This window comes from Billgrantia zhangzhouensis, assembly GCF_021404465.1.
GTDB classification, from domain to species: domain Bacteria; phylum Pseudomonadota; class Gammaproteobacteria; order Pseudomonadales; family Halomonadaceae; genus Halomonas; species Halomonas zhangzhouensis.
In genome coordinates, this window is sequence record NZ_JABFTT010000006.1 from 180,412 (window position 1) to 204,872 (window position 24,461).

The following is a 24,461-nucleotide window of genomic DNA, read 5'->3' on the forward strand; positions in this document are numbered from 1 at the left end:
GCGGCTATCCTCGCAGTACCGTCGAGCACATGCCCGACACTTGGCCCGCGCCAGTCGCCAGCAGCTTGGCGTTGCACGCATGGTCGAATACCTCGCGCAGTCCCTCCAGCATGCGCTCGAACTGCACATCGCCCAGCGCCTCCGCGCCCTCAACTTGCGCGCTGCTCTCGCCCTGAGTGGCCTCACGGCTCGCCACGGAGCGCGAGGCATCACTATCACCCGCCCCCTGCAGGGGGTGGAGCAACTGCTCGATGGAACCCGACATGCGGTCGAACAGGCTCTCGCCCAGCTCGGCCGGTGTCATGGCGCTCTGGTTCGAGCCAGACGTGCGTGCCATATGCTCGAAGAGATTCTGGTCCGCCAGGGCTGTGGAGCCGGAAGCCCCTTCCAGCCCGGGCATCTGAGTCGCTCCCGTGGTCGTCGCTATCATCACGTTCACCTCGCCACCGTACATTCATCTCAAACTGGCACCTCACAACTGGCACCTCACAACTGGGCCTATGCGTTCGGCCCGCTAATGGGCCGTCCGCGCCCTGCCATGGGCCGGGATCAGCCCTCGTCCTTGAGCATTTCACCGGCGTAATCCATCACATGCATCGTCGCCAGGGAGCCTACGGCCTGGCCAACAATGGCGTTGACCTGGGCGGTTTCGACGGCCTCGTCGAATGCCTGCTGGTCCGTACCGGCTACGTCGTTTCCACCTGTTGCACCTGTGGGTTCGATACCGTTCATCTGGACTTTCTCCTCTCGTGTCGCCGTCATTCATTGACGGTCGTTTCGGTCGTACCACCGCGAAACACCCTGACCCTGGCAGGGCCATGACGAGCCGGCTCACGCATGCGTTCCACCTGCCCGGCCACGTTTTCTATCCATGCTGGAGGTCCCCAGACCTGCAGCGTCGAACCACCATTTACCAGCCTCATTCTTAAGGGCGAGCCGATGCGAGTTCTCTCGATCTCGTTCAATAAGCGCTGCTGCTCGAGGCCCTCGAGCTCGAAGCGACGCTGGCTCATCTCCCCCCGTGTGGCGACGTGCAGCACCCCTCCATCGAAGTACCAGGCCAAGCCATTGGCCGTGCTTATCTTCTCCAGAAATTCCTCTGCGGTTTCGGCCCTCACGTCGCCTCTTATGCGTCCTCTCACTTCACGCGATATTTCCACCGGCAAGGAGAGGTTGTGACCCATTTCACGCAGCACGTCGCGCACGTCCTGATCGATGATGACGTAGCGATACTCCCTCTCCTTCCAGGCATCCGCCGGCCATTCGGCCTCACCTTCTTGGGCCAGGGTCGTAGAGCAAAGGATCGCCATAAGCCCACATATCGACGCATGATGCGCGACCACAAAAACGCGTTTTCCATGGCGCCGGCTCGTCATTCTCAATACGCTTCCTCTTGCTATCGGGATAAAACATGCCGCCTCTTCAACCGCTGCTCATGCCAGATGAATTCCGGCGCAAAACTTCTTTCACTAACTGACGTTTGCATATACCAAGTGAGAAAACGGTGCAGTAACATCCTCAAGACGTCACCATTCCGGGTCACACAAAAGGAGGCTTGATCCTTGATGACTGCCAGCCTGAGAACGACCGCCCTGTTGCTTGCCTGCATGACACTCAGTGCCTGTACGACTACCGCCGTCGGCCCAAGCGGCGAGCAGGCCCGCTTGCTCAGCCTGGCGGACGACATCAACCAGCGCGGCGACCACGCCACCGCCGCGGCCATGTACGAGCGGGCAGCAGAGTTGACGCCCGAGGATCCGCGCCTGCATGTCCGGCTCGGCAATGCGCGTCTCGCGGCCGGTAACGCGGAAGCGGCCAAGGCCTCCTTCCGCACCGCCCTTCGACTCGATATCGAAAACGCCGAAGCGCTGCTGGGGCTGGGTACGGCCCAATTGCAGCTCGGCGAGGCGGAAAGCGCAGTACGCAACCTGAGCAAGGCGGCGCCGGAAATCGACACGCCCGTGGCCTGGAGCCGCCTGGGTGCCGCCCATGCGCTGGTCGGCCAGGGAGAATCGGCGACCCACGCGTTTTCGCGAGCGGCCGCCCTTAGGCCGCATGACCCGGACGCCCTCACCAACCTGGCCTTGGCATACTCGCTGGCCGGCGAGAGTGCCGAAGCGGTCGAACTGATGCACCAAGTGAGCGACTCGCCGCTGGCGGAAGCGCGCCACTTCCGTAACCTGGTCCTGGTACTGGTGCTGGCCCGGGAAACGGAACTCGCCCGCAGCATTGCCATTCCGGAGATGCCGGCCAACGAGCGCCAGTCGCTGATCGAACAGGCTGCTCGCATCGGCGAGATCGCCGACCCGGCCAGCCGAGCCCGTGCCATGGGGCTGGCCATGACGCGGTAAGGCCCGTCTGGGCGCCATGCGCCCAAGCCAAGCAACGCTGGCAAGCGCACGCTCATAGGTCCCCCGTGGTGACACTGCGGCTGGTGGAGCTGCGCGCTTCCGCCTCGAGCACGACGCGGCGGCTGTTGGCGCGCTCGCGGTCCTCCAAGCGTTCGCGAGCCGCCGCCGCCACGGGGGCTCCCCGCGCAGGCCCCATTTCGCGCCCGTGCAGCAGATCACTGGGACGCTCGACCATGGCCTGCAGGTTGAGATCATTGGCGCAGCCAGGCGGCAACGGCACAATACCGGTCTGCCCCGGTGCCGCCCGGCAGGTGTTGGGCGCGATGGTACGCCGCAGCGCCTCGGTATCCTGCCCCTCGGGATCGCCCACCTGCCGATAGCCGGTATCCCACGAGATCGGCCCCATCGACGAGACACAGCCGCTCAGCAGCAGTGCCAAGGGAAGCAGGCACCAGGGACGGCATGAGTGATGTCGCATATCCTTTCTCCTTCACTGCAGGTGGAAGCCGAAGGGATCGTTGCTCGCGACCCGATAGGCGCTGCCCGTGTCGACCGTCCCGCCGTCGTCCACGACCCGGGCATGCTCCATTGGCATGCGCACCGAGGCCGGCGAAGAGACGGGTTCGACGATGTAGGGAGTAATCAGGATCACCAGCTCGGTTTCGTTGCGCTGGAAGCGCCGCGAGCGGAACAGGTTGCCGAGGATCGGAAGGTCGCCGAGCACGGGAACGCGCTCGACGTTGTTGAAGGTGTCGCGTTGGAACAGCCCGGCGATGGCGAAGGTTTGCCCACTGCCGACCTCCACCAGGGTGTCGGCGCGGCGGACCTGCAGCCCCGGCACGCTGATGCCCCCGACTTGCACACTGCTGTCGGTCAGGCTGCTCACCTCCGGGCGCACCTGCAGCGAAATGCGATCGTTGGGCAGCAATACCGGGGTGAACAGCAGCGAGACGCCAAACTGCTTGTACTCGATACCGACCAGGTCGCGATTGACCGGCACCGGAATCGGGATCTCTCCACCGGCCAGGAAGCTTGCGGTTTCTCCGGTCACCGCGGTGATGTTGGGTTCCGCCAGGATCTGCAGCAGTCCGTTCTCCTGCAAAGCCTGCAACAGCCCGTCGACGCTGTCGCCACCGGCACCCAGAGTGCCGAAGGTCATGCCGGCCTGGGAGCCAGGCAGTATACCCAGCGACAAGGAGCCATTGTTGATCAGCGCGCTCCAACTGACGCCGTACTGCAGCAGTTCCTCACGCGATACCTCGGCGAAACGGACGCGCAGGTTAATCTGAGTGCCGCCTCGATAGGTGGTGGCATCCAGCGCCCGTCCCTCTTCCGGCGCGTGGCTCTGCAGTGTGGACTGGATGGCGATTGTCCCATCGACATCCACGCTCTCGCCTTGCGCTACCAACTGGTTGCCGGCCATGCGCAGCGTGATCGGCGCTCCGCCTCCCGCGCCCTGCAGCGCCTGGTTGGCCGCCTGGGCGCCGTCGCGCACCTGGATGCGCATCGAGGCCTGGGTGCGCTCGTCCGAGCCCAGCACGATCAGGTTGGTGTCCCCTTGGGTCTTACCGAAGAGGTAGAGCACTCCAGGTGAGACGACTTGCACGTCGGCAATCTCGGGATCGGCCACGAACACCGAAACGGCCGGCTCACCGAAGCGCAGGATACGTCCCTGGCCGGTTTCCAGTGTGAGCCCCTGTCCCTCTCCGCCGTCGACGTTCTGGGCAAGTGAAGGCATCACCAGCACGAGCCATGACAGCAAGAACGCCAGGCCATGAATCGGCACCGAGCCAAGGACAAAGGAAAAGATCGAGGGTCTGGCTGCCATTGCGGTCATCGCTCCATGTCCATGGGAAGAGAAGTTGTCGTTGAGATACTCATTCCGTTTCGCCCTTGGGCGTGCCGGTCGCAGCGGCGCCGTCGCCCCGCGAGTGCTCTTGCGACAGCCTGACCTGGGCAAGCGACTGGAGACTGAACTCCGACGCAATCTCGGTCCAGGCGATGACCGGCAGGTCCAGCTCATGTCGCCTCACCCACTGTTGCAGCACCGACCTCACATCGGCGGACACCACCACCACAGGTGACACATCCCTGTCCAACGCCTCGAGACGCTGCTGGAACCAACGATTCAGGGAGCGCGACAGCGTGGCCGGCACGCTACCGCTTCTGGGAGCGCCGTCGCTGTTGCGCTGGGTCGCACGGATGGCTTCCTCGACCTGGCGCGATACCACCCAGGCCGGCAGCACTCGGTCGGCTCGAGCGAAGCGATGACAGATCTGACGCGACAGCGCCGCCCGAATCCGCTCGGTTAGCCGCGTCACGCTTGCCTCCTGAGGCCCCCAGGTCACTATCGCCTCGAGGATGGTGCGCAGGGCGCGCAGTGGAATGCCCTCGTCCACCAAGCGGCGCAGGATATCCGCGATCTTCTGTAGCGACACCACGCGCACCGCCTCGCTCACCAACTCGGCATAGTCCTGCTCCATGCGCGACAGCAGGGCACGGGTTTCCTGGATACCGACGAACTCACCGGCATAGCGCGTCAGGGTGCGCTCCAGGCAGCGGCACAGCACTTGGTCGGCCTTGAGGTAACCAATTCCGGCCTCATCCAGGCGCTCACACTCCCCCACGGCCACCCACTGCCCCGGTTGCCGGTTCAGCGGCAACGGATGCTCTGCAGCCTCCACCTCCAGTAGCTCCAGATGTACGGGATCGTCATCGAGCAGTACCCGCCCGGCTGGAAGCTCTCCCTGCATGATCGGGACTTCGTCGAGTTCGATGGCAAAGTGCTGGGCTTCCAATGCCGGATCGACACGCAAACCGACGCCGGGCATCTCGACTCCCAGGGTCTCGCCGGCCCGGCGGCGCGCAGCGTCGAGTTCCCAGCGCAGGGTTTCCTGAGGCAGCTCGTCGGCCAGGGGAGCCGCCAGGCTGAGCCTCACCCGGTGCACGCCATCCGTTCCCGGTGTCGGCGCAGAGGCTTCAGGCTCGTGAGGAGCCGGTGGCGGCGATACTTCGGGCTGTGGAGCGGCGCTACTACCAACCGGCGTGGCACCAGCCGGCATGGCCAAGGCGGGCGACGCGTTGCCGCCGGCCTGGGCCACGAGCTGGCGTTCCCGCCGCCGGATCACGAAGGCCGCAAAGCCCAAACCGGCCGCCAGGGCGAGAAACACGCCGGAAGCGAACCCTGGGATGAAAGCGACGAAGAACAGGATGACGGCCGTCAACCCCAACGCTCGGGAGTTCCTGCCGAGCTGACCGACGATCTCGCTGCCCAGGTCACCGCTGTGCCCGGTGTTCGAACTGACCCGCGTCACCACGGTGCCGGCACCCACGGCGATCAGCAGCGCCGGGATCTGGGCCACGAGACCGTCGCCGACCGTCAACAGCGAATAGGTGTTCACTGCCTCACCGAACGACATGCCCCGCTTGACCATGCCCAGCGACAACCCACCGATCAGGTTCACGCACAAGATCACCAGGCCGGCGATGGCATCGCCCTTGACGAACTTCATTGCACCGTCCATCGCCCCATAGAGCTGGCTCTCCTGCTCCAGGCGTCGGCGCCTGCCACGCGCCTCCTCCTGGTCGATGTCGCCATTGCGCAGGTCGTTGTCGATGCTCATCTGCTTGCCCGGCATGGCATCGAGGATAAAGCGGGCCGCGACCTCCGCGACCCGCTCGGCCCCCTTGGTGATCACCAGGAACTGCGCCACGGTGATGATCAGGAACACCACCAGGCCGATCACCACCTCCCCGGCGATGACGAAATGGCCGAAGGCCGAGACGATCTGCCCGGCATCGCCTTCGAGCAGGATCAAGCGCGTAGTAGTGATCGACAGCGCCAGGCGAAACAGGGTGGCCAGCAGGATGATCGGCGGCAGCGACGAATACTCGACCGGGTGCGAGATATAGAACGCCACGACGAGGATCAGCAGGCTGAAACCGATGTTGATGCCGATCAAGGCATCCACGAGCGCCGTCGGCAGCGGGATGATCATCATGATCACCGCCAGCACGGTGAACAGCGCAATGACGATGTCGCTGCGCTGAGCCGCCCGCTGGGCAACGAGATTGAGCTTCGCCAGGACCGCGCTCATGCGCTCCCCCGCAGCTGCAGGTAATCGTGAAAGCGGCGTCGGGCCTCGTCCCTTTGACCGTCCGCCCACAGCGCACGGCTTTGCAGCAATACCAGCGCCGGAGAAGCTCCCTGAAGCTGCTCGATGCGATCGAGCGCCTCGAGCGCACGCGGCGCATCGCCCACCGCGATGAAGGCCCGGGACAGGGAATGCAGGATCCCGGCATGCGCCGGCGCCGCATGCGCGGCGATCAGCAGCAGTACCAGGCCACGCTTCTTCTCGCCGCTCTTGAGGTAGAGGTGTCCCATCATGTGCAGCAGCTCCGCCGATCCCTGGTTGCCATCTCTCATGGCTCGTACTCCTCGGCCTCGGCACGGCGCGCTGCCCACTCCAGGCGCTGCGTAACCTCTTCATTGATCAACTGCGCGGCCAGATCGGCGATCTCGGGCGATACGTCCATCCCGGGCAGCACCACCTCGGTCACGTGCTGGAGCAGCTCGATGCTGCGCTCGTTGCCGTAGAGCGATGGATCGCTTGGCGACGGCTGCGCTAAGCGTTCGACCCGCTCGCGCAACGTGCCTCCCTGTTGGCGCCTGGCTTGGCTATCCTCCACCGCCCTGGCGAAATCGGCCTGACGCTCCGGGTCGACGGGCTTGCCACCCTCTATCTCGCCGACATGCCCACCAACACGCTCACCAGCGTGGTTCACCGTGCCCGAGCGAAGCCGGGTGTCGTCATGGGGCCGCTCGGAAGTGACTCTCATGGTGCAGCCCCCTCAGAGGGTCAAGGAGAATTCGGTACCATCACGGCGTACCGTGACACGGCCCTCGGCGATCTCGGCCAGCACCCACCCTTCCTGCAAGGGAGCGCCGGGGTAGAGGCGCCCGCCCCGGGCATCGACGACGTAGGGATTGTCCCCAAACCACACGGCCTGGAACTGGAGCACGGGAGAGTCGACCGATAGCCGCGGCCGGGCCTCGCTGATCAACAGTTGGCGACTACCGTAGTGCTGGTCGAACCAGTGCTGTACGTCGCGCCATTCCTCATATCGCTCGGGCGGGAATTCACCGGCCACGATCAGATGATTGCCGGCATCGCGTACTTGCAGCCCCTCCAGCCCGGCCTCGGCGAGGCGCTGCGCCAGTGCCTCCTCGGGTGGCGTCTCGCTATCCATCAGCGCACGAGCCGCCTCGGCCGCCTGTGGATGCAACATGCCCGTGGAGTAAAGTGCGCTGGCGGAAATGTCGGCTCCTGCCTTGCCGACACCAATCATCTGATAAGCCCCAACGAGCGCGAGGGAGGAGCAGAAGGCCATCACGGCGGCACCGCGCCCGGCCAACGCATGAGGCGTGGCCCGCCCCACCCGGGCCAGCCGTTGGCGCCAGGACGCTGGTATCGGTGCCCGCTGCCACTGGCGGACCATGAAATCTCCCAGCGGCGCCAGCCAGCCACCCAGGCGTCGGTTCACCGGCGCCATGAACCGCTCGATGCGCAGCCAGAAGCTCACCAGCCTGCCTTGCAGGACCGATCCGATGGGTAGCGCGACGCGACGCAAGCCCGCCTTCAGCGGAGCCAGCCGACGTCCCAGGGCGACCGATACGGCGGGAACGCCGACCTGCACACGCCCCTTGAACGTACCAGCGGCCTGGCGGGCGCTCTGCAAGGCAGGCGGCAACGTCAGCTCCGGCCGGGAGAGGGTGAGTGTCGCCTCACCAATGGTGAGAGTGACCGGCAGAGGAGTTCGCCAACCGGTACCTTGCGCCAACGGTTTGCCATTGGCTTCGACGACACCGCCGACCGCCTCGATGGCCACCATACGCCCGTGGAAGCGCAAGATAACATGTTCAGCGGCAATACCATCGTCGCTCAACATGACATCGCTGCTGGCGGCGGAGCCGAGGCGACAAACGGATCGCTCGAGGGAAACCGCCACGCCGCGGTGGAAACCGCTTCTGACCTCGAGCGTGGAGAACGTCTCGGTCGTCGGCAACAGGAACGCGGTCACGGAAGCCATGGATGTCACCTGTCATGAAAGTCGCCATGCCCCGGGCCCCACCCCGGAGCATGACGACGGCCAATGCTCAGACTGGCCCCTCAATCAGACACGCACGGACACCGGTGCCCCGCCAGCGTCCGCCGTAGCCACGTCAATTGTTGGGACGTGCGGCTCTAGCCGTATCGATCTCGGTGTTGCCTTCGGTCTTGGCCTTGCTGACGGCCATCGACTTTTCAGCAGCAGTTTCAAAGACCTGTTCTAGCTTCGCAATGTCAATACCGCCGCCGCCGGAACCACCGACGCTAGAAGCGGCTTCATTATTCTCTTTCTTTTCCTTGAGCTTGAAGATCGCCATGCCATGTCTCCTTTGGGGAAGAAAATACTAGCGGTCACCCGTTCTGCACACATCAACGCACCGCGCAAGCAGAACCAGATAAAATGGGATACCGCTCCATCAGATCATAGACAAACAAACGGCCAGCGCAATGCAAGAAAGGAGAAAAAAACGACTAAAAACCATTTATCATAAAGCCCAATAAAAACATATAAAATATGCCGAAAAGCACAATAACGATCCTCTATAAATAGTCAAAAACCATCCTCATATCACATAAAAATTACAATTTGGTTGAGTTTTTCCCCACGCTTTGAAACAAAGATATTTCCTTGAGTCAGCATCTATGATTTCAGAAAAACACGGCATGCAGAAAATAACTCCAAGAAAGAGAAGAAATTCGGAAAAATCCTGGCACCTCCATCCTCGCCCATGGCGGCAGCATGCCAACCGCACCTACTACAGGCGGCCTTATGCTATGGTTCGGCCTCGCCAAACAGACAACCGTGAGCGCACCGCGAAGCAGAGCCGGCAAGCCTTTCACCTTGCACCAAGAGATCATCCACCTCTGACGCCGGCAAGCAAGTAACAACGATATATGTGTCGTGAGTAGCACGTACTCTAAGAGTATCAGGCCAGCAGATGCGACCATCCATTCCGATGCGCCCACTGCATATCACCTTGCCCCGGCAAAACGAAGAAAAGCTGACATCCATGTTGGGGAGCTGCATGAAGTGAACATAGTATCCAGCCGGTAAGCCTCCGCGGCGTGATACGCCGTTCAGCGCGGGGATATCACCAAGGCGATAGACATGAGTACATCCTTCCAGGCGGACGGGTGCCGCCCTAGAAGGTGGACCCTTCCGGCTGGTGCTTTTGTCAGGGCCTCTTGAATGCTGGCGAGATTTTCTCTGAACCAGGGCAAAGAAATTGGAATAATCTTTTCCCAATAGCCTCAAGCCACTATTCCGCAGAATGGAATCTTTCTCCCTACGCAGGCTTTCCCTTAGTCCATACGCCTTCAGAAATGCAGGCTGAGTGTAGACCCCCTGAGGAGCTTTAGCAGTGGCTATGGGCACCAGCCCCTCGCCAGCTCCGATCTTGGCGAGGATGATCGGGTCGACATGAGATGTCATGTCGACCGTACCGGGATATCGGTACGCTATATCCAAAGGATACTGCTCCCAGTCAAATACGGTGTAAGGCGCTTTCCTGATGACGCCCGGCCCTCCGTAATCGAAAGTCAATACATAGCCTTCATCGAGAGCCATTCCGAGTTCACGCATCCAATGCATGGCCCTCACGTTGACCGTCAACTGCTCGCCTTCAGGCTGTGCCGCGATCGGGAACACCTTGTTCAGGTCCATAAGCACGGCGGCAAGAGCCACACTCGGCGATCGCTCCTCCTCGCTAAAGTTACCGTGTGAATTGAGGGTGACATAAACTTCCTTGAGCTCCCCATGCCGAACCACGGCACGATGTACCGGAAAGGCATCGGGAAGCTCGTTGGACAAAAACACGCCACGTATCTTCCGCAACGGTAGCCTGTCTGCGTTTGCATGAACCCAGCGGACCCGTGGCCATCTCGCCAAGGCGTTCCGCTGCCGCAAGATCAGGGCTCGGCTGCGCTCCAAGATCGTGTAGCGAAGGGCGCCATGAAGCACGTTATGCTCATCCTGCAAGGTCTGGAGGATGTCGCGCGCCAGTGTCCCATTGCCCGCCCCCATCTCGACCACATCGAAATGCCCAGGACGCCCCATCGCCACATGCATGTCGACCAACACTTTCGCAAGCGTACGGCCAAAATAACGACTTCGCTCCGGTGCCGTCAGGAAGTCATCGTTCCTCGTATTGCCGATAGAAACGATCCCAGAGTTATAATACCCACCCTCCCCATGGACCCCATAGAGAGAGCATTCCATGAACTCGGCAAAGGGAATGCTTCCCCTCGCCCTGACGTATTCGACCAGCGCACTGACAAACCGAGGGTCGAGCCGCAATCCCAGCGCCGGATATGGATTCGCTTCATTCTTGGCAATAGAAGAATGCATTAGCAAAGCTTCCCGTCGTTCTCAAATAGCGCTAAGGAAGCGCTGATTTATGTCGCGAGCGAAGAGATGCTGGTCGCCGCCGGAGCGCAAGAACCGGAGTTTACGCGGTGTTAAGAGCACCGCCGACGGCCAGGTTAACGAGCGCAGCAATAAATCAGTGTTTCCCTAAGCCATCTCCCGCTTTGGCAGATAGACCCGGTCCCCCGGTTGCAGAGCACTGGGATCGGCGATATGGCCCAAGTTGAGCTCTACCACTTCTGCAACATCGTGCCCCTGGCTGATGGCGATGCCCCCCAGGGACAGCGGTGACTCGACCTCGATCCAGTCATGCCCCTGCCCTTCGAGATCGGGGTTGGTGCGCCTGTTGTCGGCCATGGTGTCCTGCCGTGATGAAGCGGGTATCGGCGATGACGTAGGCTCCGACGATGGCGAAGGCTCCAACGATGGCGAAGGCGAAGGCTCCGACGATGGTGAAGGCGAAGGCTCCGACGATGGTGAAGGCGAAGGCTCCGACGATGGCGAGGGATTCGGCGACATCGAGGGAGACGGAGTTTCAGTAGGCTCCCTCTCCGGTTCCTCCCTCTCTTCCTCGTCCGCCGAGAGTTGGTTACGTAGCCAGATATCTATCGCGGCGGGGATTGCCATACTTAGGAACAGAGTGCCGCCGACTCCCCTCCAGATTTTCTGGCCATCGTTCGCCACCCATACAGGGTCCGTGTCCTCCGTATGAATCCTGCCACGCCAGTCAGTGCGGTTGCCCTCTGTCAGCCAATCGAAGCCATGCATGCGTACATTCAGCCCAGGGAACTTAATTCCATAGATGTATGCAAGGAAGCCAAGCTGCATGGCAGTAGCCGCTATCAAGGTGCTTCCCAGCAAAGGCGAGCCAGCTTGAGAAAGGAATTGGTTGCCCGCTTCTATACCAGTCAACGAAGCCAAGGCCCCAACAGGCAAGCCCGCCAAATGCTGTGCAAGCCACGTCTTTCCCTTTGGACTGAACCAAGCCCTATCTGGATCGCGATTCAGGGAAGTCTTGCTTCTTTCAGGAGCGAAAGGAGCTATATTATCTGGCCACTTTGAGGCAATGACATTTCGCCAGACTTCACGCATAGCGATCGAGTCGTCACGAAGCCCCTTCATTCCATAATAGCCAAGAAGCACCTGAGGGACGGTCGCGATAGCATAAGACGTGGAAAGCCAAGGATTGCCACTGGCAAGGGCATTCGCTGCCATCACCGCAGTGGCACTACCGGCCCAAGAGGGAGTAAGAATCCCATAGAAGTATGAGCCATTGGCCGTAGCACTCTGAATCCACGCTTTTCGCAAGGGGCTCGATGTAGGATCAATATTGCGTAGGCCAGCCCCTAGTTTAGCCGCCGCACTCATTCCTAGCGTCAAGTTGGCCAGCATAAAACCCATAAGCCCGGCATTATCGGCAATCATCAACCACGTTGAATCATTCGACAAAAGTCTGGGAAAAACTCCTCCAGTAGTGAGAAACTGCCAAGACACGGCAACATTGATCAAATGGGTTAACGATATCCCGCCCAGAAATGCACGCCCCACGCCCAGGCGAGGGTCGAGTACTTTCAAGAACAATGCCTCTTCCCCGACTGCTGCCTTAAGACCTTCTTGATACTCGTTGGCGGCCTCGCGAATAGTAAATTCCTGTTCAGATCTAGTCCAGCCCTGATGTGCTGCACTCTCTTGAACAGGGAGGTTGTTCAGGAGTTGGTAGCCAAGCCAGAACTCCTCGGTTGCATTGCTGGCCTTCAATAAACTATCGTTACTCAAGCTGAAGGCTTTTCTAGCCGCATAAATTCGACTTAGCCCCCAATTAAGAAGCTCCGCAGTTACATTCTCACCTCTCTCTATTCTTCCTTTCTTTGTCTCAAACCTCATCTTGTAACTGGAATCACTGAAGATGCCTATACCGCGAGTCGCAGCCGCCAAACTGGAAAGCACCACGGCTGGTGCCAATACATCCAGGCGGTTCAAAGGATCTGCTATCAAAGGTATGTGCCGGTGAAGCTCAGCTGCACCTAGGAACAAAGCGGAGGAAATACCCGCAGCCCAACTTCCCTGGCGCTGGGATGGCGACGTCGGTGACACTAGCCGGGACAACCAGTTTGGTGGCTTTGGCTCAGCCTGTGCATTATCAACCCGGGTTCGGGGTGTTGTACCCTGAGTCGTTGATGGGTCACGCACCATCTGTACCCGCACCTGTTGTGGATCGGCCGCAGGAAGAATACTACGGGCTTCAAGAGATATCGCTCTTGACAAGGCATGATGAATATTTTTGTCAAGAGGTATACTGTTCAACACCTCTGCGCTGCCTTGTTTAGCAGCTCTATTGTATGCCGAAAATCTAGACGCCTTCAGTACGAAGAACTCACTACTAGCTCTCCCTAACACTGGACGTGTATCAATATTCTTTCTATTCCCATCATCTATACCGTGAACCAAGACGACCTTGGGGTTGCCAAAATCGTCCCTTACTAAGGAAATTGTGCCCTGGCGGGCCGCATTCTCCAGAGCCGAGAGAGTCGCATGCTGCTGCAACAGTGAGGTTCGGATCCGATCAAGCTGAGGTCTCCGGAGAGCGTTCCATTGGGGATCTGTAAATGTCTTTTGTTGGCTGTCGCTCATTGCTTCGATCTGATCGGCCGTCAATACCTGGATCCGCCCTTCCAGCGCCCGGATCTGATTCTCAGTCAATGCCTGAATATGGCCATTGGTCAATGACTCGAGTTGAGCATCACTTAAAGCCCCAACTTGATCTTTCGTCAGATGTGGCACCTGTTCGGGCCTAAGCATTCCAAACAGATTATCCACCTGTGCCAGATGTGAGGGGGGAATGAATGCGACTGCCTCCCCTTGTAATTGTCCGATATCGAGAGTCGTTGCCTCTGGACGCGCGGGCACATTCCAGCCACTAACATGATCACTATCGTACTCGGCAACATGTAACTGCCCCTGATTATTCCTGAAACGATCTCGTATGGCACTCGCTGACAACTCGGACACGACAATGTAAACATCTTCGTTATACTTTATATCTTTCGCATGGTAACTTCCGTCACTCTTTACGCTCTCGACCCTAATCACTGCCTGGTTTTTATTGTTACTAGTGACGGTGACATTTTCAATTGACCCAGTGCGGTGGGCTGGCCACCTAATTTTCCCATCGTCTCGTATTATCCCGCTTAACGGTATCGTCCCATCAGTCAGAACAAGTGAATCAGACTTCCTCTGAGAGCGGATAAAATGAACATGATATCCTGCTGGTATATCCCCATTGGTGATTGCCCGGCTCAGCGCCTCGATGTGATTCTGGCTCGAATGCCTAGGATGATAAAGCCTCGCACGACCTTCTGTTGATGGAACCATTTGACTAGTACGCGACGTCGGCGAGCCACCCAGCCACGGAATTAGAAGACCGAGGCGCACGGCCCCCTCATCCCCTCGCCCGGAATTCTGCTGGACGAAATTCCAAACGAAATCCCGGAACCGTGTAAGGCCGCTTTTTCTTGCACCAGTATCATGGTTAATCTGGTAAGAAGCAGATATTTCCTCCCCTTGTGAAGATGAGCGTGTCGTGAGTGTGAGCAAGGCCCGCTGTTCGCTGGACAGCGTCTCCAGTTGCCAGGAGCGCAGCGCCTCTCTTTGGTCTTCGGTGAGATTGCTCAGTTGCCTTGTCGTCAACGAGGCGAATTTCTCCGGCGCTAGCTTGCCAAGCACTTGGGGATCCAGCGCTGCGACTTGTTCGGGCGTAAACGCTGCGAGCTGATCATTCGACAAAGCGTTCAGTTGTGAGGCACGAATAGACCTCATCTGTGCAAGGGTAAATCGCTCCAGCTGGAAAAGTGAAAGCTCTGAAAATTGCCTCGACGTCAACCGAGCCACACTCTGTGGATCGGTCGACGCGACTGCCAACTCTTGGCGAGAGATTCGCGGGAAGACAGCTTCTGGCATGTTCCCAGGGAAAGGGCCAGCTTGACTATCGCGCGCACGAGGGGAATGGTTGGCCGCGGCAGGCGTGGGGGACTCCCCTCCTAAACTGGCCCGCAACGCTGCAGTATCGATGGCCTCCGAGCCAGCACGCATGTACGCCGTCGGGTAGAGCCGCGTCGTCGTGGACAACTCCCCGGATGTACTCCAAGGGATAGAAGTGCGGTTGAGTTCCTGTAAGGCGGGAGGCGCTTGCTTCCTTGCCTCCCCCTGCTTCGGCCACGAGGCCCGCAGCCCCAGGTACCCCATGCCGGTCCCGAAGATACCGCTGGCAACCCCCGTCACCGCCTCGGTCAGTTCGAGACCTGACATCTCGTCCCAGTGCATTACGAGGTTGTAGCCGGAGTGGCCCAGTAGCGGTGCGCCGATTCCCATGGCGCCCACGTCTGACCAGCGGGCCGCCGCAAAGACACCACCCGGCTGCGAGAGCATCTGCGACGCATGAGCGTAGTCCGGTGAATAGTGCGGATGTGTCGGTTTCAGTCGGCGGGCATTGAACGCTCCAATGCTGGTGCGTGCCGCCACCGTTCCCTCCACTCCGCGTGCTGTCATTCCAGCGAAACGCAGACCGCTCGATGCCATCGGCAGCACGGACGTCGCCAGCATGGCGCCTTGCATCAGGCCTTCCGCGCTGGCCCAGGACCGGCCATGGCGTTTCATATTGGCCAGGTTGTCAATGCTACGCGCGGTAAAGTAGACCCCTCCTGCGTACGCAAGAGGAGCCGCTATGGGCGCCGCTGGGGTAAAGGACAGCAGAGTGGCAACTCCGGTACCGATGCTTATTACCGGGTCGAGCCACTCTTCGGTGAAGCTCTTCTCGCGGGCCTGCTGCCACTCATACTGAATGTCGCCGCTGATATCAGCGATCTCGGCGAAGTTCTCCGGTACATAGACCTGGCCATCTGCGGACAGGTAATTGTTGTACTGGAAATCCGCAAAGTTGCGATAGCGGCTGCCACTGTCGTCGATGAGCCAGGGGTGGGTATCGTCTTCCCCCATGCGGAACAGGGCTGTGTCGTAGGTAGAGCCACTCTCCCGATAGAGAATCGGGATAATCTCTACTTCGTCGCCCTCATCGCCAAGCTCACGGATTTGGTCGGCCACGGGGTCGATCAACTCCGCCTCGTCCGTACCGAACACCTCGCTCAGGTTGTCGTCCAGCTCCTCGTCGATGGTGATGACACGCTCCTCCGGCAGGTTGCCCAACCCTGCCTCGACACGCGCCTCATCGGCCTCGTCATCCCTGAATGCAGTGACGATCTCCTCCGCGCTGTCCGGATCGAGGCGATGCGCCTCCTCCTGTTCCAACAGATACGCGTTGAACCGACTGGCCCTGTCAATGTTCAGTCGATGGTTAGCGTTCTCATCCAAGCCTTCTCGCAGGACTTTTGCCTCATCATTCAGGAGGGCGAATTCATCAGCTAGATTCAACTCTGGATACTGTTCCTTCCACTCTTCCGGCGCCTTCTCCATGAACGAGATACCGGCCCGCATGATGCCCAACTGAGTGCGGATACGCGCCTCGCGACTGTCGGAGAGATGTTGCTGGGCCTCGAGATACCCTCCCTCCAGCCCAAGGTAGTCATCTTCCCACTGCCAGGATTCTGCGGGCCCTGGCCCTTCCTGTACCGGCCCGGCCGAGGTCCCGCCGTCGAGCAGTTGCCAGGTCGACGGCTGGGCGGCACGATAGGCTTCCATTCGTGCGTGCCACTCACCCGCCTCGAGAGAATCACGCTGCTCCTCGAGCAGCACCAACTCCTCCTGCGCCGCCGCCACTTCGGGGTGCACCCAGCGCATCCCTTCTCCCATCTCTTCATCGATGATCGGCACTAGCACCGGATCTACGTCATCAGGCAGGGAGCCGGTGAGTTCCTCCGTCCCGCCAAGGCCATACTCCTCGACGGTATCGTCATAGGATGTCTGGGCCTCCTCCACGGCCGTCCTGGCCTCCTCCAGACTGCCTTCGTCGATCCAGTCCGCCCACTCCTGGTCAAGCCGTTGCTGCGTCTCGCTACGTTCCATCCACTCGGGCGCGTCACCCGGCGTATAGGTCAGCGGGGTTTCCAGAGTGTGGTTTTCATAGATGATCGTCAGATGGAGCTGGCCATCTTCCACCGTGACATTGACGTCGTTCTCACTGAACCGCCCGGCAGACCGCATGCGACCCTCTCCCCGAGGGTCGCGGCTCGCATCATAGTAGCGGTAGTTATCGCCGAAGCGATCCGGGTGCTGCTCCCGATAGGCCTCGAGCACCTCGTCCTCTAGGCGTTCATACTCCGCGAGTCGCTCCTCGGCGTCGTTCAATACCTCGTGGGCCGCGGCCACCTCAGGGTGCACATACCAAGTCTCACCGTCTCGCTCGATCGATACCGTAGCCTCGCCATCAGGCACCAGCGAGCCTTCCCCGAGCCGTTCCTCAGCGTCATCGAGGGTCTGCTGGGCAGTGGCAATCTCACCATCCTCGCCCTCGAGCCCCGCCCGCTGTTCCGCGAACTGCTCGGCGAGCATCTCCTGATAGGCTTCCTTCGCCTCGTTATAGCTCTCCGTAACATCGACCAAGCCGTCTGCCGAGGCACCCCGCGCCGCTTTCCAGCGCGCCCAGTCCTCATCGATCTGCTGTTGTACATCAGTACGACCGTCCTCCTCAGGGGCATGGGTCAGTTGGATCTCAACCTCCTCGTGGGCATAGGTGTTCACCAGGAAGAGCTGCCCATCCCGCTCGACGACGTCCTGCGCCACTAACTCCCCGGTATGCCTGTCTCGGGTGGTTCGCCCCCCCCGCCCACGGGACGTCACTTCATATTCGTATCCCTCCGCCTCGAAATAGTGCGGGTTCTCTTCACGTTCGGCAGCGAGCGCGTCCTGCCTGATATCGGCCAACTCCAGGGAGTCGCCTCCGCGCATCAGGTTTTCCCACTCCTGGTCGAGATCCCGCGCGGCCTCCTGCCGCCCCCTTGGCGCATCACCCGGAGCGTAGGTGAGCAGTTTCTCTTTCGTCTCATCCAGATTCTCGTAGGTATTGACTAGCCATAGCTGGCCGTCCCGCTCGATGACCTCCTGTTCCAGCAGCTCACCCGTATGCTCCGTCTTCGAGCCTGCCCGCCCACGACTCACGGTATATTCATAGCCATCCTCATCGAAATACCGTGAGTATTCCTCGTCTTCCTCGTAGAGCGCGAGAAGGCGTTCCTCGATATCCTCCGCTTCCTCTTGCAATTCCTGCCATTCGCGCTCCGCATCGAGATATTCGATCCAGGTAGTAATCTCTTCCAGTCGTTCTTGTGCCTCTTTCAGGGTGCTATCCGGATCCGGCAGCTCCCAGTAGACACCATGAGCCTCACCCGCGGCGTTGAGGCGCTCAAGAGCATTGTTCCAGGCGTCCTTGTACTCTGGATCCAAGGCGTAGATATCCAGCTGTGCCTGCCGCTGTATGACAGGCGCCATTGCATCGTCCAGGGCACGGCGCGCGGCTTCCTGCTCCCGGACGGCCTCGGCAAGCTCGGCGTCCACCCACACCCAAGCGCCGTTTCTGCGCACGGCCTCCCAGTCGCCGCCAGAGGGGGCATCTTCTTCAGGTGGCTCCCCGGGGTCATCGCCGGAGGCATTAGTGGCAGGCTTAATCACATCATCTTCGTCACCATCTTCCCCGATGATTTCTTCGATGGCGTCCTGCGTCTCTTTCTCCAGGCTCTCGAGTTCCTCCTCCAACTCCTCGATGTGAGCCAACTCTTCATCTCCCAGCAGGATCCTCTCAATGATTCCTTGGAGTGCCTGTTCCTCGTCCGAGTCACCGTCCAGCCCCATCAACAGCTCAGCGAGAGATTCTTCCTTTGTCGCGGATTCGATGTCGATTTCCAGGCCATCCTCGTCACGCCGCAGCGTCTTGCTCCCATCCGGCGAGGTGGTTAGGGTATAGCCATTGTCGGTCACCTCGACCGTCGTCTGCGTGGCGCCCTCGATGACCACAGTGTCACCTTCATGAATGACATCGGGATCGCGCGGCGAATCGAACAGTTCTGGGTTGCTCGCCTCGAGTTCCTCCAGCGTCACGCCATAGCGTTCGGCAATGGCGATCAGATAGTCGCCATCCTGCACCTCATATTCGATGACCTCTCCATCGTTCTCTGCCACCGTGGTCGTCTTGGTTTCACGCCCGTCAGCGTCGATCTCGGTTTCTATCACCGTACCGTTTCGATATTCGGTCCGGTGTGTTTCGTTACCCTCAGCGTCGATTAAAACGGAAGAGGTTTCGGCACCTCGCCCGGAGCTGTAACTCGCGATTACCTTCTCGTCATCTTCTGCATCGACGATCTTGGTGGTGTATTGCTCCCCTCCATTGGCCAGCTCATCGGTCTCGGACTCGACCACATATCCGGCTACCGCGAGCTGGGCGATCACCTGTTCAGGTGTCAACCCCCGCTCCTCGGCAACCTGGTCGATGCTCTTGCCCTCGGAGACCTCCTCGGCGATGTCATCGATGCCCTCACGGGTCGTTTCCTGATTCTCTTCCAGCGCCGTGCGGTTCCCCGCCTCATCGACGACGACCCTGACAATGTCACCATTCTCGTCAGTGAAAGTTTCGACTGTGTCACCACTTGCCAACTCGACTTCTTCATACTCGGCCAGGGTGTCATTCGTCTCCGGATCGGTGATGGCAGTGGTACGCCCCGTTTCGCCCTCGGGCTCCGTCGTCCCGACTTCCAACCCAGCGGCTTCCAGCTGTTCAATCAGTTTCTCTCGGCTCAGCCCCTGTTCCTCAGCGATCAGCTCGAGGTTCTTGCCCGACGCCACATCGTCGACGATCTCCCCTGCTGCTGCCACGGCGGCATTCTCATCGGTCTCGACATTGTCCACCGGCTCGACCGTGTGCACGTTCTGAAACGGGCCCTCGCCTCCCTCGGGGATATAGTCCTCAGGCACCAAGTCCGGTAACGGGTATGGATCGTCCTGGTTGAGGTCCGGAAGTAGAGCCAACGATTCCAGGTATGCGGGTGAATAGACGCCATAGCCTGGGAAAGGCGCGCTGTTCGTGGCCTGAACCGGATGGAAGGTCGTGCCAGCGTTCCATTGCGGTGTCGTAACGGTCTGCTGTGGGGTGAACTGTGGCTGGCTGGGCGGGCGCGGCTTGGCCGCTGCCCTGACAAGAGCCTTGGCAAAGATCGAGTCGCCCCCGGTCGAGGCCCTGGCGGCCAATCGCATGACGCTGCTCAGTCGCATTATTGTTCTCCTCCCTGACGACGGCTTGGCCGTCCTTCATGCCAATGACATGTCCGGGCTCCTAGGCCGGCTCCGCTACCGGGGTGGGGCAAAGATGTTCGACGATTCGGTCGGCCAAGGCCGAGAGCACGGTCTGGTCTCCCGTCGGGCTGGTCATCAGCATGAGCTCGGCCTCAGGCAGCAGAGGCAAGCCATGCTCTTCCGACAGGGCAATCAGCCCAGGGCCGAGCTGACTCTCCGGCATCGGTGCCAGCGCAAACCCGCCCTCCACTGCCGCTCGCAGGCTGGCTCCGCTGGTGCACAGCATGGCCATGCGCTGCGGAATGCCGGCCAGCGCCAGTTGGGTCAAGGCAGCTTCGCGGTAGGGACAAGCCTCCGGAAACAGGGCCAGGGGTAGTGGAGAGGGCAAGCGTACAGGGCAGCGGTCGGTCCAGGCCCAAACCAGCGGTTCGTGCCATAGCAGGCGTCCCGGCTCCTGCGAGCCACACTGTGCTCCCAGTATCAGGTCCACATCGCCTCGCTTCATGGCCACGATCATGTCACCGGGGATACCCACCCGCACGCCGAGTCCGACTTGTGGGTTGTCTTCCACGAACTCCCTGAGCGCGCGCATCAGCGGGACGGTGACGCAATCCTCGGCAACTCCCAAGCGCACATTGCCTTGATAGGAGGAGCGAGAAAGCTGGGTCATGGCATCGCGGTTGAGCGCCAAGATGGCCCTGGCATACGCTGCCAGGCACTCTCCGTCCGGTGTCACTTCGAAGGCCCGTGTCGTACGGCGAAGCAAAGGCTTGCCAACCTGCGTCTCCAGACGACGCAGGTGCCCACTGATAGCAGGCTGGGTCAGGTGTAGGCGACTGGCAGCCCGAGTGAAGCTACCTTCATCGATGACAGCGACGAAACTCCTCAAGAGAAGCAGATCGAGCATAAGCATATCTGTCCATGATAAGTATGGCTTGCAGTTTTTATGTATCACTCGGCAGCTCGTCGTAACAACGCCGCCTGATGATTTCTTCTGCCCTGCCGTGCTGCCTTACCCCCTCGAACAGCGTAGCAGAGTTACGAAAAAAACATCATCTCGGTTCATTATAAATACCATCACATGATTTAATTTATATTTCCGATCCAAAAGTGCTGGCATATAAGAACGAACAATCACCGAGATTTGTATCATGACAATCATCCTGCATGTCTCGTCTTCTCCCCGCCGGCAACGTTCCGCGTCGTTGGAAGCCGCTCACAGCTTCATCACGAACTACCACGGACATATGCCGGACACCCAAGTGAAACATTTGGATCTATGGGACATCGAGCTCCCCGAATTCGATAAGAGCGCCATGGCCGCGAAATACGCCGGGCTAGCCGGCACACCGCTGACGCCAGCTCAGCAACAGGCCTGGGATCGCCTGCGTCAGCTCGCTTCCCACCTGCACGAGGCCGACCTTCTGCTGTTCTCGATGCCGCTGTGGAATTTCAGCATTCCCTATAAACTCAAGCACTTCATCGACCTGGTATCGCAGAAAGACATCCTGTTTTCCTTCGACCCCGAGTTCGGATTCAGTGGCCTGCTCACCGGCAAGAAAGCCATCGTGGTTTATGCCAGGGGGCTGAGCTACGCCAACGATTCGTTTACCCCTTCGCAAGAATACGATTATCAGAAAGTATACTTCGAGATGTGGCTGAAGTTTGTCGGCATTACCGATATCGAATCGGTGATCGTGGAAAAGACTCTCTTTGGCAGCGAGATCGACGGCGAAGCGCGCCGACACGCCTGCCTGCAGGCGGAGCAACTCGCAGAGCGTCTGGCACTCTCCCACCAGGCGGCTCGAATCCCATCCTGAACTCCAACTGCGGCAAGGATGGCGAAACGACCGATTCGCCGAGCATAATGACTTCGGGTGTTTCGCCCGGAAAACCCTATCGTAGCGCGAAGGACACAGCCGCATGGAAATCACCCGCAGCCGGGACTTCACCGCCGAGCGCGCCTGGGGCGCCAAGGGCATCGCCAACATGAACGGCATCACCACCCGCCTGCATTGGACCGACCAGCCCTACCGCTGGCACGTCAATGACGGTGAGGAGGTCTTCGTGGTGCTCGATGGCCAGGTGGAGATGCGCTATCGCAGCCCAGAAGGCGAGCGCTCGCAGCTGCTGGAAGTGGGCGACATCTTCTTCGCCTCGGTGGGTACCGAGCATATCGCTTGCCCGATCGGCGAGGCACGGGTGCTGGTCGTCGAGAAGGAAGGCAGCGTCTAGGCCTCGCTCCACTCCACCACGAAGCGCTCCCTGGGCCAGCGCACCTTGGCCTGCCCGGCCAGGCGATCTTGTTGCGTATCGCGATAGCCAAGCGCCAGCAGCACCACGCTGCGCAAGCCCCGCTCTTCGAGTCCCAATAGGGCGTCCAATGCCGGCGGGTCGAACCCTTCCATCGGCGAGGCGTCGACCCGCTCCGCTGCTGCGGCGGTCAAGGCCATGCCCAAGGCGATATAGGCCTGCCGAGCCGCCCACTGCTGCCGCGCCTCCGGCGTGGTGAAGCCGGCCACGGCAGCATGGAGCGACTGTCGATACCCTTCCAGTTCCCCTGGGTCGAGACCGCGCGCTGCAGCAGTCAGGGCGATCAGCTCGTCCACATGCCGGCCATCCACTTCGTTCCAGGTGGCGAAAATCAGCAGGTGGGAGCATTCGCTGACCTGAGGCTGGTCGCAGGCAGCGTGTCGGATTCGCTCACGCAGCGCTGGGTCTTGTACCACCAGCACACTGTAGGGCTGAAGGCCATAGGAGGACGGCGCCAAACTCGCTGCCCCGAGGATGGTATCGAGCGTGGCCTGCGGCACTTCTGTTCCATTCATGCGCTTGGCGGCGTAACGCCACTGCAGGGCTTCCATGAGAGGCATGGGCTTCTCCTGGGTCAGGGTTCCGCCGTGGCAAGCGGAGTCGTTTCGCGGCGCGAGGCGCCACGGTGGAAGAGGACCGCGCCGAGGGCCACCAATGCCCCCGCCAGGCCCAGGTAGGGCGGCACCGCCTCACCCAGCAACGAGACGGCAATCAGCGTGCCCACCAGGGCAGCTACCATGCCGATCTGGCTGAGATAGACGGGACCGGCAATTTTCTGCAGCACGAAATAGAAGACATAGAGCACCGTGAAGACCATCACTTCGACCAGCAACAGGCTAATCACTTCCGGGCCGAACAGCTGCGGCACTTGGCGCATTTCGAAGATCAGCACGAAGGGGGCGAGCGCCAGCGCGCCCCCCAGTAGCATCAGCGCGGCGAGATAGACCGGCCCTGCCTCGCCCGGCCAGCGCAGGGTGCGATAGACATTGCCCAGCGCAATGATCAATGGAATCGCCAGCACCAGCGCGACCCAGCCCTGGGCGCCCTGCATGCCGCCCGCCTTGGCCGAGGCCAGCAGCACCCCGCCAGCTAGCCCCAGCAGCACGCCGGAAAGCCGCAGCGCTCTGATGCGCTCCATGCCAAGCCCTACCGCCAGCACCCAGGTGACGAGTATCGGAAAGGCAAAGCTGAGCGAGACGAACCCCGCCCCCACATGGCGCACCGCCAGGAAACCCAGCGCATTGGGCAGCGCGAACAGCGCGCCCGAGACCAGCGCGTACTCGACGATACGCCGGTCAAGCCGCATCGACTGACGTTGCCCAGCCGCAAGCACCAGCAGCAGTCCGCCGGCAACGGTCACCGCCACCATCAGGAAGCTCAGGCGCGGGGCGCCGGCTCCATCGGCGAGCTTGGCCACGACCAGAGACAGCGCCAGCAGGCTACCGACCAGCAACAGGCAAGCCAGGGCATACCAGCCGGCACGGTTGCGCGCCTTGGTTGAGTTGGCCATGATCGCCTCCTAGTTATAAGTACGTCGGGAAGTACGCCGGGAAGATTCTCGACGAAAAGTATCTTGATGGAAAGATAAATGCACCTATGAACCGTGTCAAGCAAGCCATTGCCCAATGGCAACGAGAAATGCCCGAGCTCGACCTGCTGCCGATGGAGGTAGTGGGATATATGAAGACCACTCAGCTGCTTACCCAGGAGCGGCTACAGGCGTTCTTCAAGGAGTACGGCCTGCAGGCGGGAGAGTTCGACGTGCTGGCCACGCTGCGGCGGTCGGGGGCGCCTTACCGCCTGGGGCCGACACAGCTGTTCGAGACGCTGATGGTCTCGTCGGGCGGCATGACCAGTCGACTGGATCGCCTGGAGAAGGCGGGACTGATCGTGCGCTCGCCGAATCCCGAAGATCGGCGCGGAACGCTGGTCTCGCTGACCGAAGAGGGCCTGGCCCTGATGAACCGAATCGTGCCTCGCCACGTGGAAAACGAGGCCAGGATGCTCGCCGCTCTCAGCCGTGAAGAGCAGAAGGCATTGGGCGAACTGTTGAGCAAATTGCTAGATGGGTTGGCCGATCAGGCCTGAGTC

At 60.5% G+C, this 24,461-nt stretch carries 19 protein-coding genes; 4 read left to right on the forward strand and 15 right to left on the reverse strand.

Going from position 1 to position 24,461, the window contains the following annotated elements; all coding sequences use genetic code 11:
• Positions 1-4: 4 nt before the first annotated feature.
• The 3 genes from HOP51_RS09765 to HOP51_RS09775 form a co-directional block, all read right to left on the reverse strand.
• Positions 5-430 carry a hypothetical protein gene (locus HOP51_RS09765; RefSeq protein ID WP_234273720.1) on the reverse strand — a complete coding sequence of 142 codons (426 nt, stop codon included), beginning with the start codon at positions 428-430 and terminating at the stop codon, positions 5-7.
• Positions 431-549: 119 nt separating this feature from the next.
• Entirely contained in the window at positions 550-732 is a 183-nt protein-coding gene (locus tag HOP51_RS09770) for a hypothetical protein (RefSeq protein WP_234273721.1), read from the reverse strand.
• Positions 733-758: 26 nt separating this feature from the next.
• Entirely contained in the window at positions 759-1,376 is a 618-nt protein-coding gene (locus HOP51_RS09775; RefSeq protein WP_234273722.1) for a hypothetical protein, read from the reverse strand.
• A 189-nt stretch (positions 1,377-1,565) separates the two neighbouring features.
• On the opposite strand from HOP51_RS09775, the gene HOP51_RS09780 reads away from it, so the two are divergent.
• Positions 1,566-2,351, forward strand: coding sequence for a tetratricopeptide repeat protein (locus HOP51_RS09780; protein WP_234273723.1), 786 nt, complete (start codon positions 1,566-1,568; stop codon positions 2,349-2,351).
• 52 nt (positions 2,352-2,403) lie between these two features.
• On the opposite strand, the gene HOP51_RS09785 is transcribed toward HOP51_RS09780, so the two are convergent.
• From HOP51_RS09785 to HOP51_RS09830, 10 genes are all read right to left on the reverse strand, one after another.
• Positions 2,404-2,829, reverse strand: coding sequence for a CpaD family pilus assembly protein (locus HOP51_RS09785; protein WP_234273724.1), 426 nt, complete (start codon positions 2,827-2,829; stop codon positions 2,404-2,406).
• 12 nt (positions 2,830-2,841) lie between these two features.
• Positions 2,842-4,179 (reverse strand): type II and III secretion system protein family protein, encoded by a 1,338-nt coding sequence (locus HOP51_RS09790; protein WP_234273725.1) that lies wholly within the window; start codon positions 4,177-4,179, stop codon positions 2,842-2,844.
• 49 nt (positions 4,180-4,228) lie between these two features.
• Positions 4,229-6,448 (reverse strand): type III secretion system export apparatus subunit SctV, encoded by a 2,220-nt coding sequence (gene sctV / locus HOP51_RS09795; RefSeq protein WP_234273726.1) that lies wholly within the window; start codon positions 6,446-6,448, stop codon positions 4,229-4,231.
• Positions 6,445-6,777 (reverse strand): tetratricopeptide repeat protein, encoded by a 333-nt coding sequence (locus tag HOP51_RS09800; protein ID WP_234273727.1) that lies wholly within the window; start codon positions 6,775-6,777, stop codon positions 6,445-6,447. Before HOP51_RS09800 ends, sctV begins: the two co-directional genes overlap by 4 nt.
• Complete coding sequence (locus HOP51_RS09805; RefSeq protein WP_234273728.1) at positions 6,774-7,190, reverse strand: hypothetical protein; 417 nt, start codon at positions 7,188-7,190, stop codon at positions 6,774-6,776. Before HOP51_RS09805 ends, HOP51_RS09800 begins: the two co-directional genes overlap by 4 nt.
• A gap of 12 nt (positions 7,191-7,202) precedes the next feature.
• Positions 7,203-8,441: a SctD/MshK family protein gene (locus tag HOP51_RS09810; RefSeq protein WP_234273729.1), complete on the reverse strand. Its 1,239-nt coding sequence runs from the start codon at positions 8,439-8,441 to the stop codon at positions 7,203-7,205.
• 133 nt (positions 8,442-8,574) lie between these two features.
• Positions 8,575-8,778 carry a hypothetical protein gene (locus tag HOP51_RS09815; protein ID WP_234273730.1) on the reverse strand — a complete coding sequence of 68 codons (204 nt, stop codon included), beginning with the start codon at positions 8,776-8,778 and terminating at the stop codon, positions 8,575-8,577.
• 455 nt (positions 8,779-9,233) lie between these two features.
• The gene (locus HOP51_RS09820) at positions 9,234-10,808 is read right to left on the reverse strand and encodes an SAM-dependent methyltransferase (protein WP_234273731.1); all 1,575 of its coding nucleotides are present in this window, start codon (positions 10,806-10,808) and stop codon (positions 9,234-9,236) included.
• Between the two features lie 165 nt (positions 10,809-10,973).
• Positions 10,974-19,793, reverse strand: coding sequence for a LysM peptidoglycan-binding domain-containing protein (locus HOP51_RS09825; protein ID WP_234273732.1), 8,820 nt, complete (start codon positions 19,791-19,793; stop codon positions 10,974-10,976).
• 304 nt (positions 19,794-20,097) lie between these two features.
• Complete coding sequence (locus tag HOP51_RS09830; RefSeq protein ID WP_234273733.1) at positions 20,098-20,964, reverse strand: LysR family transcriptional regulator; 867 nt, start codon at positions 20,962-20,964, stop codon at positions 20,098-20,100.
• 244 nt (positions 20,965-21,208) lie between these two features.
• On the opposite strand from HOP51_RS09830, the gene HOP51_RS09835 reads away from it, so the two are divergent.
• Positions 21,209-21,877 carry an FMN-dependent NADH-azoreductase gene (locus HOP51_RS09835; RefSeq protein WP_234273734.1) on the forward strand — a complete coding sequence of 223 codons (669 nt, stop codon included), beginning with the start codon at positions 21,209-21,211 and terminating at the stop codon, positions 21,875-21,877.
• Between the two features lie 103 nt (positions 21,878-21,980).
• Positions 21,981-22,292 carry a cupin domain-containing protein gene (locus HOP51_RS09840; protein ID WP_234273735.1) on the forward strand — a complete coding sequence of 104 codons (312 nt, stop codon included), beginning with the start codon at positions 21,981-21,983 and terminating at the stop codon, positions 22,290-22,292.
• Here the strand turns inward: HOP51_RS09840 and HOP51_RS09845 are convergent.
• Both HOP51_RS09845 and HOP51_RS09850 read right to left on the reverse strand, forming a co-directional pair.
• Complete coding sequence (locus HOP51_RS09845) at positions 22,289-22,930, reverse strand: NAD(P)H-dependent oxidoreductase (protein ID WP_234273736.1); 642 nt, start codon at positions 22,928-22,930, stop codon at positions 22,289-22,291. The genes HOP51_RS09840 and HOP51_RS09845 overlap by 4 nt on opposite strands.
• 14 nt (positions 22,931-22,944) lie before the next feature.
• Positions 22,945-23,880 carry a DMT family transporter gene (locus tag HOP51_RS09850; protein WP_234273737.1) on the reverse strand — a complete coding sequence of 312 codons (936 nt, stop codon included), beginning with the start codon at positions 23,878-23,880 and terminating at the stop codon, positions 22,945-22,947.
• Positions 23,881-23,966: 86 nt separating this feature from the next.
• Between HOP51_RS09850 and HOP51_RS09855 the strand changes: the two genes are divergently transcribed.
• On the forward strand, positions 23,967-24,458 hold the full coding sequence (locus HOP51_RS09855) for a MarR family winged helix-turn-helix transcriptional regulator (RefSeq protein ID WP_234273738.1): 492 nt from the start codon (positions 23,967-23,969) through the stop codon (positions 24,456-24,458).
• The last annotated feature ends 3 nt before the right edge of the window (positions 24,459-24,461 follow it).

Excerpts from the sequence above, each read along its gene's own strand:
- HOP51_RS09765 (WP_234273720.1), bottom strand. The coding sequence starts at position 430 with ATGATAGCGACGACCACGGGAGCGACTCAGATGCCCGGGCTGGAAGGG.
- HOP51_RS09770 (WP_234273721.1), bottom strand. The coding sequence starts at position 732 with ATGAACGGTATCGAACCCACAGGTGCAACAGGTGGAAACGACGTAGCC.
- HOP51_RS09775 (WP_234273722.1), bottom strand. The coding sequence starts at position 1,376 with ATGACGAGCCGGCGCCATGGAAAACGCGTTTTTGTGGTCGCGCATCAT.
- HOP51_RS09780 (WP_234273723.1), top strand. The coding sequence starts at position 1,566 with ATGACTGCCAGCCTGAGAACGACCGCCCTGTTGCTTGCCTGCATGACA.
- HOP51_RS09785 (WP_234273724.1), bottom strand. The coding sequence starts at position 2,829 with ATGCGACATCACTCATGCCGTCCCTGGTGCCTGCTTCCCTTGGCACTG.
- HOP51_RS09790 (WP_234273725.1), bottom strand. The coding sequence starts at position 4,179 with ATGGCAGCCAGACCCTCGATCTTTTCCTTTGTCCTTGGCTCGGTGCCG.
- sctV (WP_234273726.1), bottom strand. The coding sequence starts at position 6,448 with ATGAGCGCGGTCCTGGCGAAGCTCAATCTCGTTGCCCAGCGGGCGGCT.
- HOP51_RS09800 (WP_234273727.1), bottom strand. The coding sequence starts at position 6,777 with ATGAGAGATGGCAACCAGGGATCGGCGGAGCTGCTGCACATGATGGGA.
- HOP51_RS09805 (WP_234273728.1), bottom strand. The coding sequence starts at position 7,190 with ATGAGAGTCACTTCCGAGCGGCCCCATGACGACACCCGGCTTCGCTCG.
- HOP51_RS09810 (WP_234273729.1), bottom strand. The coding sequence starts at position 8,441 with ATGGCTTCCGTGACCGCGTTCCTGTTGCCGACGACCGAGACGTTCTCC.
- HOP51_RS09815 (WP_234273730.1), bottom strand. The coding sequence starts at position 8,778 with ATGGCGATCTTCAAGCTCAAGGAAAAGAAAGAGAATAATGAAGCCGCT.
- HOP51_RS09820 (WP_234273731.1), bottom strand. The coding sequence starts at position 10,808 with ATGCATTCTTCTATTGCCAAGAATGAAGCGAATCCATATCCGGCGCTG.
- HOP51_RS09830 (WP_234273733.1), bottom strand. The coding sequence starts at position 20,964 with ATGCTCGATCTGCTTCTCTTGAGGAGTTTCGTCGCTGTCATCGATGAA.
- HOP51_RS09835 (WP_234273734.1), top strand. The coding sequence starts at position 21,209 with ATGACAATCATCCTGCATGTCTCGTCTTCTCCCCGCCGGCAACGTTCC.
- HOP51_RS09840 (WP_234273735.1), top strand. The coding sequence starts at position 21,981 with ATGGAAATCACCCGCAGCCGGGACTTCACCGCCGAGCGCGCCTGGGGC.
- HOP51_RS09845 (WP_234273736.1), bottom strand. The coding sequence starts at position 22,930 with ATGCCTCTCATGGAAGCCCTGCAGTGGCGTTACGCCGCCAAGCGCATG.
- HOP51_RS09850 (WP_234273737.1), bottom strand. The coding sequence starts at position 23,880 with ATGGCCAACTCAACCAAGGCGCGCAACCGTGCCGGCTGGTATGCCCTG.
- HOP51_RS09855 (WP_234273738.1), top strand. The coding sequence starts at position 23,967 with ATGAACCGTGTCAAGCAAGCCATTGCCCAATGGCAACGAGAAATGCCC.